Raw genomic sequence first — 12,952 nt, forward strand, 5'->3', positions numbered from 1 at the left:
TTCATCGCAGACCATCAAACTTATTTAACCATCAATAACAAATATGCTTATCAAAAAACATTATTAAAAGTTGTAATCAGCAACAATCAATCACCAATCACCAATCAATTTTTTCAATCATTAATCAAAAAACGAATCGTTATGTTAAACACAAATCAATCAAACAAAAAGAAATCTTGGAAATATGCTTTAGTACTTCCTTTTTTAGTTGCTTTTTCGCTTTTATTTCAAATTGAAACAGTCGCTCAAGAAAAAGAAAATAAAACAATAGAAGTTACTACGTATTCTGTTTCGTCTAGTTATTCTTCTATTCTAACCAAAAATACAACTGACAGAGAAATTAAAGAATTAGAAAAATCTTTTTCAGATGAAAAGCAAAAATTAAAAATTTCCAATGTTAAACGAAACAACAATGATGAAATCATAGCCATTAAATTAGAATTTGATTTTGGGAAAAGCTATAATCGTGTGATGGAGCGTAAATCCGATAAAGGAATCAATAGCATTAAAATTTATATCAATTCGGATAAAAATGATGATTTGGCTTATGGTTTTGAAGATGTTGTTCATATTCCAATTAATGTTGTTCTAAAAGAAAAAAATAATATCAGTAAAGAGTCGCTAGAAAAATATATGAGTTTGCTTAATCTTTACAAAAAAGGTCAAGAAGTTGTTTTGATTTTAAATGGTAAAGTGCAAGAAGGAGATGAGAATCTAAAAATCGATTTAAATGAAGAAATCGCCGACATTAAAGAGATTTCGACGGGTGAGTTTGAAAAGAAATATAATAGAAAAGCAGATAAAGATAAATTCTATTATGAAGTTGAAACAGTAAAAACAATTACTATTAAGTCTGATAAAAATAAAGTTCTTATTGGTAGTTATAAAAAAACAGAGGAAATTTCAAAAACAAACGACTCTATTAATAAACTTTATATCATCAACGGAAAAGAATATTTAAAAAGTGAATTACCAAAAGGAACCACAATTTCATTAGAAGGCAGTATAACTGATTTAGATAAAGAAGAAGGCATAAAAAAGTATGGTCAAAAAGGAAAAGATGGTGTTTTAATTTTTGAAGGTATAGCAAAATTTATTTCGTTAGATGAAAAAATAAAATTTAATGAAAATTTTGAAAATAAAAAAGAACTTGAACTAAAAGCACAAGAAAATTCTAAATTAACTGAGTCTGAAAAAGAAGAACGAATGAAAGAGAGAAGTAGAAGAACCGAAGAAAGAAATAAAATATTGGAAGAAAGAAAAAAGAAAATGGAAGAAAGAAGAAAAGAGTTAGAGAAAAAACAATAATCGAACAAATCGAAACGGCTGTTACTATTGACAGCCGTTTTTTTTATTACTTTTGAAAAAAAAAACTATGTTTTCAATTTTAGCCAAACTCAATACATTACTATTTCCCAGTTTCACCAAACAGCGATTGGATTTGTCTAAGGCTAAAAAGTGGCAGATGGCAATTATCGGTTGGCGTTATTATGTTACTGCAAGAGCTTTGGACGAAAAACAAGGCGAGTAAGTTTAGCATAAAATTACATTACCATACAACTTATATGTAAACTCGCCCTGTTTATTAATTTATATTTGAATTGTTATCTTTTTCAATTTTTTTCCATTACTTAACACTACTTTATAGGCAATACTAGATTCTTGTTTAGTGCTACTGAACAGAATTTGGCAATTCACTTTTTCAATACCCCAATTAGGATATTCTTTTGTTAATTTTGACGCCAATTTATAAGGCAATCGAATTCCTTTATAATTTTCCTCAGAGGATACCAATTGACCATCTTTATCATATATGGCAGTTATATGATTATTCCCTTCATTAAAATTCACGGTATAGCTAGCTTCAGCATTCGGCTGATACACATCGGAAGATGTAATATCATAGTTGGCAATTGCATTCTGAAATGTTTGGATTTTAACAGCTAAATCTTGTTTAGTAACTGTTTTAAGATATTCAGAATGAAGTGCGGTTTTACTAGTTGCGTATACCTTTTGATTGGAAGGTGTATAAGCAATCATTTCATCCGGTTGAACAATAATTTCATTTGGTTGTGCAATCATTTGGTTGGTTAGACCTACAAATAAAAAAACCATTACATACGTTTTCATAATTTTCAAGTTTTTTGTTATTAATTTATAGAGTTTAGAATGTAGACTATCAAAATGCTAACAGATTTTCTGTGATTTTGATAAAACAAATTAAATTAATAATTCCCCTAAAACCTTGAAAAATAGATAGACAATCAATATACAGCCAATAGATATTTAATAGACAAGTCTAAAAATCACACAATACTATAAGCGTCTAAACAAAGGATTTATAGGTTTTGAATGAAGTCATCCAAATCGACCTCTTCAGTAAGTCCTAATTTTTTACGAAGGCGGTACCGACTTGTATTAAGAGAAGCCAAAGTTATATTTTGTAGTGTAGCAATGCTGCGACTGTCCATCTTTAATCGGATTAAAGAACAAAGTCTGATTTCGTTTTTACTTAACTTAACGAATTTTCTAGTTAGTTCACTATAAAAAGAATCACTAAGTTTATCTAATCGTTCGTAAAATTCATGGGTTTGAGCATCAACTGTTATTTTATTATGAATATCTTGTTCCATTTCATTTAGTAGTGCTGCTTGTTCTTTTGCATTAGCTAATTTAATATGGTTTATTTTATCTGCCAACTCTCTTGCCCACTCTTGGTTTTGGGTCAAACTAATTGCAAAATCTGATAAATCTCTTTTCTTAGATGCTATTTCTGATTGTAATTGTTTGTTTTCAAAATCGGTGAGTTTCAAATTTTGTTCGGCTATTAATTGCTTATTTTTTGCAAAAAGAATGAGTCCTTTTCTTCGAAGGTAAAGAGCAAATAAAAACCCAATAATTGACATTGATAAAATAGAGATAATCCACAATTTAAAACGTTGACTACTTATTTGGTTTTCTTTTACTATTTTATCTATCTTAAAATTCAATGCTACCCTATCTAAAGAAACAGCATTAAGTTCTTCATGCCATTTCTTATCTGCAATTTTAGATACAGCATTAATGCTGTCTGTTAAAGCAATCTGCTTCAAAGCAGTATCAGTAGCCATTTTAAAGTTATTTTGAGCATGATATAGAACTCCTTGAGCTTTTAAAATTTCTAATTTAGAACTAGGGTTCACTTTACTTCTAAATTGTGGGTTTACAATACTTTTTTGTAACCTTTTAAAGGTTTGTTCTGCTTCCACGATTAGATTTAATTTCACTTGAGTTTCAATTAGCTGTGTACCGGCACTAATCAAACGAGATAAATCATATTCAGAAGAAATTTCATTTTTAACAAGCCTATACATTTCAAAATTAGCTTCATAAAACAGTAAAGCTTTTTCATGTTGATTCATGTCTGTATAAACATCAGCCAAATTATCTCGAATACTTCCTAATAAAGAATGGTTTGGAAATTTTTCTAGTGTAATTTGATAGGCTTTTTTAAAATAAAACAAAGCAGCATCCAGATCTTTTTTATTCCAATAAAAAAACAATCCATAGTTGTTATAGGCCGAAGGATTATAAATAGTATTTCTATCTTTTATAAACGCAATGTTTTTTTCATGTATTAATTCAGCACTTTCAAATTTACCAACTTTAGCATAAGTATCTGCTAGCGAACTGTAGGAGTATGTAATTTCTTGAAAAAACTGATCTCTTTCTTTTGCAGTCAGTTTATCAGCGTTCAACTCATAATAATCAAAAAAAGCAGTATACCATTTTATAGACTCTCCATAAAACTCCATTGTTTTAAACCAATTACCCGCATGCAAATAGTGATGCAATTTAAAAACATGATGCTCTTTAATTAAGGGTAATAAGTCCAGTTTTTTAAAATGTAATGATAAATAGTTTTGAAGTTGTTGTTCTGAAAACGATTCCCTTTGGAAAGTCCTATACTCGTTTGCCGGAAAAGAGGCTTCCATTAAGTCTGATATAGCTCTGCATGATTGTAAAGCTTCATCACTTGATAAACTATTTTGAGCCAAGCAAAAATAATTTACCGGCAAATAAAAAAATAAAAATAGGTACTTATTAAAAGTCACTTTTTTACAACGTTAGGGTTTAGTTAAAGTTATATTGCTGTTAGTTTTCAAAGTCAAATTTAAAAATCTTTTATAAATGTACTGATTTTCTTTAGAATATGGTTATATATAAGTTCTTTCGCTACTAATACACAGCATGATAGCATTTTTTTTATAGTATAGTGAAGCAAAAAAATTAATTAAATAAATTTCAATATTCAAGTTACCACCAATAACAAACGGTTTTGTGATAAGCCAAAAAGTGGCAGATGGCCATAATAGGTTGGCGTTATTATGTTACCACAAGAGCTTTAGATGAAAAACAATAGTTATTGCATCGCTGCAAAAATTTCATAGTTCTTAATTTTATCTCTTCCTTTTAAGAAAGGGATTTCCATTAAAAAATTAAGTTGTACAATTTCGCCTCCCAATTGTTCCACTAGTTCACAAACTGCTTTTGCAGTACCGCCGGTGGCCAACACATCGTCATGAATTAAGACCCTATCCCCTTTTTGAATGGCATCGGTATGAATTTCTAAAGCGTCTGTTCCATATTCCAAATCATAGGAAGCGGAAAGGGTAGTAAAAGGCAACTTTTTAGGTTTTCTCACCGGAATAAAACCCACTTGCAACGCTTCCGCTAACAACATTCCGAAGAAGAATCCGCGGCTTTCCACGCCAATAACTTTGTCAATTTTTTTGGAATGTAGTGAAGAAAGCAACATAGTCAGGCATTCTTTACGACCTTCCGTATCCAACAACAAAGGCGTAATGTCCTTAAAAACAATCCCTTCTTTTGGAAAATCAGGAACAATTCGAATGTACTTATCAAGTGCCATAAAAAGTGGTTTTAATTTAAATTTTGATTTGCAAGTTAAGCAAAAATAACTATATTTGCACCCGCATTAAGGCCTCGTGGCGCAACTGAATAGCGCACTTGATTACGGCTCAAGAGGTTACTGGTTTGAATCCAGTCGAGGTCACTAAATAAATCCTTAAACATACTGTAAATCAGTAGTTTAAGGATTTTTAATTTTAATAATTGTACGATTTCTGTATTATCACTTTCAAAAACTGTATTATTTACATTTTTTTGTTTTCATTTTAGGCTTGGAAAAAACTTAACTTTTTTAACTTTCTTAACTAATTTATCAAAATACCATAAAAAAAACCCTCCATTTCTGGAAGGTTTAACACAAACATAAGAACACAATTTAAAATACTGTTTCCACAAAGTCACTAACTTTTATTTTATCGTTTGGAATATCAACAAATAAAGGTCTGTTTTTAACATCTTGATACTTCAATAATAATTCATCAATTTGAAGAAGTAGTTCTTCTTTAGTCTTAAATTCACAAATCCAGACTTTAAGGCTACTGGCTAATAATTTTCTAATATCATTACTTTGAATATCATTTTCCAGAATGAACTTCTTCAATTCTTCTACACTATGTATTTTAACTTTTTTCATAATAATTAATTTATACTTACTTCTACTTCTGTAAAGTCAATAATTACTTTTTCTTCATAAGTCATTTCTGTAGCCTTTAACGTTGGTATCACAAACTTTGAAAACTCAATAATGAATTTTAATCTTTGTTCTGGTTTCAGCTCCTTCAAATCATTTGAAATAGTATCCAGATTTTCATCAATTAGCTTCTGGAATAACTCTCTTATTTCTGCGGTGGTTCTATTGGGTGTACCTTTACTTCTTCCACCTGTTTTTTCTCCTTTTGCCATAACTATCTACTTTTTCTATTATAGAAACAAATATAATAAATTTTATCTATTATTTTGATCGAAAATAAGGGATTAATACAAACCCCTTATTTCATTTTTAAACATTGTAAGTATCAAACCTAGACCCAAGCTATCAAAGTTATTAAGTTAATCTTATTTTTTTTCTCGCAAAGTCGCAAAAAAACGGATTAAAATTTTATACTTAGCCTATTCATTTTCAGAACTTATTTCATTTTCAAATTACAAAACCCTTACACTAATGATACTGTGCTCACACGAGGGTGATTCGCTTTGTGTGGCGTGGATTATGGGATCCTTCCTTTGTCAGGATGACAAACTGGGGGTGATTAATTTTGTTGGTTCTTTCTTTGACCAAATAGAGCCATTTTATTGTTCTCTTATTTTAAGATAATAAATTCCACTCGTCGGTTGATCGCATGTTGCTCTTCGTTACAATTATCCCCACAAGGTATCAAAGGCACACGTTCACCATACCCTTTTGAACGCATACGGCTTCTACTGATTCCGTTGGCCACTAAATACTCCAACGTAGCCGTAGCTCTATTCTGCGACAACCTCAAATTATAAGCATCCGAAGCCCGCGAATCCGTGTGAGCTCCTAACTCCACTTCCATTCTTGGGTATTTTTTCATGATATCCACCAGCACATCCAACGTGGAAGCCGCTTGTGTTTTGATATCCCATTTATTCAAATCAAAGTAAATGTTTTCCAACTGAATGTAGACCAAACCATCGTCTTTGGTAATGATAATTTCCTCCGCATCATCATACGATTCGATTTCCAATTCAATCATAAACCGCACTCGTCCATCGTCCAACGTTTCAATATAATCCGTTTTGGAAGCATAGAAGTCGCGTTCTGCTTCTATTCTATATCGTTTATTCGGTTCGGAGTTAAACGTATAATCGGCATTCTCCCCCACCACTAATTGCCCAATCAATTGGTCGTTTTCATCATACAACGACACAATCGTTCCCGGCAACAACGCTTTGGAGTTTTTATCTCGCACTTCCCCTTCGACGGTAAACTTTCGTTCGTTTTCCGTTCGCACAAAGGCATATAAATTATCCGTTCCCTTTCGGTTGGAAGTCATATAGCCGATATTCTCGTCCTCTTTCAACACAAACGAAAAGTCATCCATTCCGCTGTTGATGGTTTCTCCCAAGTTAATCGGTTTTGCAAACACCTCATTATACGACTTCGACATAAAAATATCTAAACCACCGAATCCCTGATGCCCATCCGAAGCGAAGTAAAGCGTACCATCTTGTCCCACAAACGGAAACTGCTCCCGATGTATCGTATTGATAGTGCTACCTAAATTAACGGGTTCGGTGTACGTTCCATCTTCATTAATCGTCACTTCATAAATATCAAACGACCCCAAGGAACCGGGTCTGTCACTTGAAAAATACAACTTCGTTTCATCCGCACTCAAAGCCGGATGCATCGTTGAAAATGAATCACTCGAAAAAGGCAGTTCGGTAACGTTGGTCCATTCGTTTTCTATAAAATCAGCTCGGTACAATTTCACATGAGCCACCATTTCTCCATTCACCTCCACCCGCTTTTCATTCGTTCTACTGAAATACATCACCAATCCATCATAGGTAAACACCGCAGAACTTTCATGCGTCTTCGTATTGATCTTATCGGAAAAAGGCACCACGTTTTCTAAAACACCTTCCTTAGAAACCGTTGCTTCAAACAAGTCCAAGTAAGGTTTTTGGTTCCAGGCATACGTTGGATTCTTTTGATTTCGCAACGATGCAAAAACCACTTTCTCCCCATAGAACGACAAACCAAAATCTCCCGGAGAAGCACTTCGTGTCAATGGTTTGATTTCATAATTATAAGGCACTATATTGATGAGGTTCTCTTTAAACTTCTTGGAATCAATGGTATACTTCAGATGTTTCGACATGATAGCATCGGCTTTATCATAGTCACCTGTAGCTTTTAAAGCATTCATGTATCTGAAATGATATTCAGATGCTATACTGTCTTTGTGACTGAAAAACAAATTCTCATACGCTTTAACTGCCGAAGTCATTTCTGCATTAAAGAAATAGCAATCGCCCAAGTTCTGCAAGGTATGTTTGTCTAGTTTCAAACTTTCATACATTGCTGCCGCTTCCACATAGGATTTCTGTGCAAATAATTCATCCGCTTTCTTCAATGAAGGTTTTTGTCCAAAAACAAAGCAACTTGTCAGGAAGATAAAAACGCTATGTATTTTAAATTTCATCATAATAACTAGTTAGAAAAATCGAGGAGATTTGTCATATCCTTTTTTGTTTTTGTTTTTATTTCTATTCAAATCAAAAAGAAACATAATTTCATGTGACCCCGAGTTGAACCTTCCCAAGTTGGAAACCGTATAATCATAGGCATATCCAACACGCACACCTTCTGCTACTCTAAAATTCACCAAGCCACTTACGGAGTCGTCAAAACGGTATCCTGCACCCAATTCAAACACCTCATTAATCAGGAAATTAGTAGTAAGATCAACAGAAGTTGGTGCCCCCGAAGCCGTTTTAGCCATAAAAGCCGGTTTAAATTTGAGGTTGTCATTCAGGTTAAACACATACCCTCCGGTGAAGAAATAATGGATTGCTTCTACTCCGGTGGTCACAATCCCTTCTTGTCTTTCCAAATGTTTCGTTGACAATAAATTGGGACTGGAAAGCCCCAGGTAATAGTTGTCTCCAAAATAAAAAGCCCCAACACCTACGTTTGGAAACACCTTACTCAAGTTGTTCCCAAAAGCAGGATCGGGTAAATCGTCAGAATACACAAATCCGTTGAAATCGGTACTAAAAAGTGTCACACCCCCTTTTATACCAAAGGATAATTTATTGGAAGCATTTAAATCAATAACGTAGGCAAAATCCATAAAGATGTTGGTTTCTTTCACCACATCACCAATTTGATCGTGTACTAAAGATGCCCCCACTTCCACTTTTTTAGTTAAAGGAATATGTGTAAAGAAAGTACCTGTTGTTGGTCCACCTTCAGCACCCACCCATTGTGCTCGATATAGGCCTCCAAAATTAATTACATCCGGGTCGGCTGTTGCATAGGCAGGATTGATTACACTCATGTTGTACATGTATTGTGTAAACTGCGGATCTTGTTGTGCCCAGCCATTCGAAAAGAAGAAGCTGCACAAAACGGATAGAAAAATATGTTTCTTGTTCTTTGTCATATCGTTTACCTACTTAAATAAAGGCGTCCTTGAATAGGTTTACGCAAACCATCATTAAAATTTAAAATAAAGAAGTAGACCCCAACCGGAACTTTCGAGCCGGCAAGTTGTAATCCACTTTCAGCAAAACCATCCCAATCCGGTTTTGAATTGTTCCCTTTGTATAAAACGGTTCCGTAACGGTTATAAAACTCAATGGAGAAATTAGGATATAAAGTTCTGATGTTTTTAATCACAAAGAAATCGTTGATGCCATCCCCATTTGGTGAAAACCCATCCGGAATAATGATACTGGAGCAATTGGTTATTTGCACGGTAACTTCCAAACGGTTATCGCTTTCACAACCGGAAGCAGCAACCACTGCTGCATAATACGTTGCCCCGTTAAGTAACGGTGTGCTATTGTCCAGAGCTGTTCCGTTTATCGGCTGATCATACCAAACGATAGGTTCCACTCCAATTACATTTGAAGTCAAACTAAACACGGTAGGATTTTGGTCTTCACAAAAAGCATTCCCTCCTTCAATTAGTTCAGGTGTTGGCACGCTAGTCACTGTGAATGCAACAGGTGGAAAACTATTTCCTGACAAACCACATATTGTTGCCGTATTGGAATTGATAGTAGTAATGGTTAATACATAATCCCCGGCAGTGGATATTTCATTGGTTGGCAAGTTAAAATTAGTGTTTCCTGCTACAAACGAAACGGTAATGGTATTTGAAAGCGTCACTGCACCTGATAAAGCATAGGTCAACGAATACTCACCGTCACTCAAGTTGGCAGCATTCGTGATGTTTACTAATCCCCCATTGGAAAGACAAGCATATCCTATGGCTACATTTGCATCTACTGTGGACGGTAAAGCAAACACTTCGAAAGAAACGGTTGCGTCTTCACTTGCATTCGTACACGAATTCACTTGACTCACTATATTGTATATCAAAATAGTATAAACCCCAGGATTTGGAATGTTTGCTGCCGGAATCACAAATTGCCCTGCACCGTCTGTTATAGTCACTGTTCCCGATGTTCCAATGTTTGGAATTGCGTTGGGGATGTTGTATAAAAACTCATAGTTACCATTAGGTAAATTGACTGCACCCGTAATTTGAACTACCACATCTGAACCGATACAACTATCGGCTACTACTATATTTGCATTTTCAATTTCCGGTTTGGGTAAGATTTCGAACGTTAGCACCACGTCACTTAACAGGGTAGTACACGTTGTGGCTGTATTTTGAATGGACACTACTGTAAGTTGTGTAATTCCTGCATTTGGAATGGCCGTTGCGGGAATTTCAAGTGTAGCTTCACCATCAGTAACTGTTAAAGCAACAAAGGTTTCCACACTCGTATTCGCTCCCGATAGTATGTAGGATAGTTGGTAGGTTCCGTTCGACAAATTAAATAGTGTAAGTACGAGCGGTAGGTCTTGACAAATAGGAGCAGTAAAATCAATATCATCTACTGTCAGTTGTGGACTTTGAATGACAGTAAATTGAACAGTTTCATCATCAGAACCGCAAGCATTTGTTACGGTGTATGTAAAAGTATAAGTGCCGAGCGGATTAACCGTAGCATTAAAAATATTGGAAACCACTGATGTGTCCATTGCGGTCCAAACCCCACCTGATTGTTGTGTACCATCTAATAAAGTAAACAAATCAAAAGCGGCGTTAGAACTACAAACATCCTGTGCACCTGTAAACAAACCGGCATTTGGTGCTTGTAAATAGGTAACAGTAACCGTTGCAGTTGCATCAGGACAAGGTGCGATTCCGGTAACGGTATAGGTATAAACTCCTGCAGGATCAACAGCAGGATTGAATAGGCCTGTGCCACTTACTAAAGCCGGTGACCATGTTCCGCCTGTATCAGGATTGTTTCCAAGTAAGGTGAATAAATCAACCGGATCTGAGGTTACACATAAATCAATACCATCGCCTGTTCCTGCATTGGGTTCCGGATTGACTGTTACGGTAACTGTTGCAGTTCCATTTTCACACGGTGGGGTTCCGATAACGGTATAAGTATAAACCCCTGCCGGGTCAACGGCGGGATTGAAAACGCCGGTACCACTGTCTAATGCCGGGGACCAAGTGCCACCTGTTTGTGGACTTCCATTAAGATAAGTAAACAAATCTACCAAAGGACTTGTGGTACACAAATTCGCTAAACCGTTTGTCCCTGCAATAGGTTGTGGGTTTAACCCAACGGTTATAGTAGCTGTAGCATCAGGACAAGGTGCGATTCCGGTAACGGTATAGGTATAAACTCCTGCAGGATCAACAGCAGGATTGAATAGGCCTGTGCCACTTGCTAAAGCCGGTGACCATGTTCCGCCTGTATCAGGATTATTTCCAAGTAAGGTAAATAAATCTATTGGTGCGGAGGTTGTGCACAATTCTATATTATTATCAGTTCCTGCATTTGGTGTTGGGTTTACAACTACTGTAACTGTTGCACTTTCATCATCACATTGGAAAGTTCCAAGAACCGTATAGGTATAAACACCTGCGGGGTCAACGGCAGGGTTGAAAACTCCGGTGCCACTGTCTAATACTGGTGACCACGTTCCACCTGTTTGAGGATTTCCTCCTAGATAGGTAAACAAATCTACTGCCGGACTTGTAGTACATAAATTTGCTGTATTATTTGTACCTGCTATCGGTGGTGGGTTTACAGCCACTGTTACATTGGCCGTTGCATTAGGACAAGGTTCAATTCCTGTTACAGTATACGTATAAATTCCAGCAGGATCAACAGCAGGGTTGAAAACTCCTGTACCACTATCCAATACTGGTGACCAGGTTCCGCCTGCATCTGGATTATTTCCTAGTAAGGTAAATAAATCTATTGGTGCGGAGGTTGTGCACAATTCTATATTATTATCAGTTCCTGCATTTGGTGTTGGGTTTACAACTACTGTAACTGTTGCACTTTCATCATCACATGGGAAAGTTCCAATAACCGTATAGGTATAAACCCCTGCCGGGTCAACGGCGGGATTGAAAACTCCGGTACCACTGTCTAATGCCGGTGACCAAGTTCCGCCTGTTTGTGGACTTCCATTAAGAAAAGTAAACAAATCTACTGAAGAACTTGTGGTACACAAATTCGCTAAACCGTTTGTTCCTGCAATAGGTTGTGGGTTTAACCCCACGGTTATAGTAGCTGTAGCATCAGGACAAGGTGCGATTCCGGTAACGGTATAGGTGTAAACTCCGGCGGGGTCAACAGCAGGATTGAATAAGCCAGTACCACTGTCTAAAGCCGGTGACCATGTACCGCCTGCATCAGGATTGTTTCCAAGTAAGGTGAATAAATCAACCGGATCTGAGGTTACACATAAATCAATACCATCGCCTGTTCCTGCATTGGGTTCCGGATTGACTGTTACGGTAACTGTTGCAGTTCCATTTTCACATGGTGGTGTTCCAAGAACCGTGTAGGTATAAACCCCTGCCGGGTCAACGGCAGGATTGAAAACTCCGGTACCACTGTCTAATGCCGGTGACCAAGTTCCGCCTGTTTGTGGACTTCCATTAAGATAAGTAAACAAATCTACTGAAGGACTTGTGGTACACAAATTCGCTAAACCGTTTGTTCCTGCAATAGGTTGTGGGTTTAACGCCACGGTTATAGTAGCTGTAGCATCAGGACAAGGTGCGATTCCGGTAACGGTATAGATATAAACTCCTGCAGGATCAACAGCAGGATTGAATAAGCCAGTACCACTATCTAAAGCCGGTGACCATGTACCTCCTGCATCAGGATTATTTCCAAGTAAGGTGAATAAATCAACCGGATCTGAGGTTACACATAAATCAATATCATTGCCTGTTCCTGCATTGGGTTCCGGATTGACTGTAACGGTAACTGTTGCAGTTCCATTTTCACA

At 36.0% G+C, this 12,952-nt stretch carries 9 protein-coding genes, 1 tRNA gene and 1 pseudogene; 3 read left to right on the forward strand and 8 right to left on the reverse strand.

Annotated elements, in window-relative coordinates:
• Both B3L86_RS10660 and B3L86_RS10665 read left to right on the forward strand, forming a co-directional pair.
• Positions 1-1,308, forward strand: a pseudogene (locus tag B3L86_RS10660) (hypothetical protein); the annotation flags it as partial.
• 67 nt (positions 1,309-1,375) lie between these two features.
• The gene (locus B3L86_RS10665) at positions 1,376-1,531 is read left to right on the forward strand and encodes an SsrA-binding protein (protein WP_291118791.1); all 156 of its coding nucleotides are present in this window, start codon (positions 1,376-1,378) and stop codon (positions 1,529-1,531) included.
• A gap of 59 nt (positions 1,532-1,590) precedes the next feature.
• Here the strand turns inward: B3L86_RS10665 and B3L86_RS10670 are convergent, their stop codons facing one another.
• The 3 genes from B3L86_RS10670 to B3L86_RS10680 all read right to left on the reverse strand — a co-directional run bounded on the left by B3L86_RS10670 (position 1,591) and on the right by B3L86_RS10680 (position 4,912).
• Entirely contained in the window at positions 1,591-2,130 is a 540-nt protein-coding gene (locus B3L86_RS10670) for a hypothetical protein (RefSeq protein WP_291118794.1), read from the reverse strand.
• A gap of 209 nt (positions 2,131-2,339) precedes the next feature.
• Positions 2,340-4,037 (reverse strand): tetratricopeptide repeat protein, encoded by a 1,698-nt coding sequence (locus B3L86_RS10675; RefSeq protein ID WP_291118797.1) that lies wholly within the window; start codon positions 4,035-4,037, stop codon positions 2,340-2,342.
• Positions 4,038-4,402: 365 nt separating this feature from the next.
• On the reverse strand, positions 4,403-4,912 hold the full coding sequence (locus tag B3L86_RS10680; RefSeq protein WP_291118800.1) for an adenine phosphoribosyltransferase: 510 nt from the start codon (positions 4,910-4,912) through the stop codon (positions 4,403-4,405).
• 70 nt (positions 4,913-4,982) lie between these two features.
• On the opposite strand from B3L86_RS10680, the gene B3L86_RS10685 reads away from it, so the two are divergent.
• Positions 4,983-5,056 (forward strand) — tRNA-Arg (locus B3L86_RS10685).
• Between the two features lie 231 nt (positions 5,057-5,287).
• Here the strand turns inward: B3L86_RS10685 and B3L86_RS10690 are convergent.
• From B3L86_RS10690 to B3L86_RS10710, 5 genes are all read right to left on the reverse strand, one after another.
• On the reverse strand, positions 5,288-5,545 hold the full coding sequence (locus B3L86_RS10690) for a hypothetical protein (RefSeq protein WP_291118802.1): 258 nt from the start codon (positions 5,543-5,545) through the stop codon (positions 5,288-5,290).
• Positions 5,546-5,550: 5 nt separating this feature from the next.
• Positions 5,551-5,814 (reverse strand): hypothetical protein, encoded by a 264-nt coding sequence (locus tag B3L86_RS10695; RefSeq protein WP_291118805.1) that lies wholly within the window; start codon positions 5,812-5,814, stop codon positions 5,551-5,553.
• A gap of 398 nt (positions 5,815-6,212) precedes the next feature.
• Positions 6,213-8,087, reverse strand: a complete 1,875-nt coding sequence (locus B3L86_RS10700; protein ID WP_291118807.1) for an OmpA family protein — start codon at positions 8,085-8,087, stop codon at positions 6,213-6,215.
• A 9-nt stretch (positions 8,088-8,096) separates the two neighbouring features.
• Entirely contained in the window at positions 8,097-9,047 is a 951-nt protein-coding gene (locus B3L86_RS10705) for a PorP/SprF family type IX secretion system membrane protein (RefSeq protein WP_291118811.1), read from the reverse strand.
• Between the two features lie 5 nt (positions 9,048-9,052).
• Positions 9,053-12,952, reverse strand: a 3,900-nt coding sequence (locus B3L86_RS10710; RefSeq protein WP_291118814.1) for a gliding motility-associated C-terminal domain-containing protein, incomplete at its 5' end; no start/stop codon positions are given.

The sequence above is a fragment of the Flavobacterium sp. UBA6135 genome (assembly GCF_002428305.1).
GTDB lineage: Bacteria > Bacteroidota > Bacteroidia > Flavobacteriales > Flavobacteriaceae > Flavobacterium.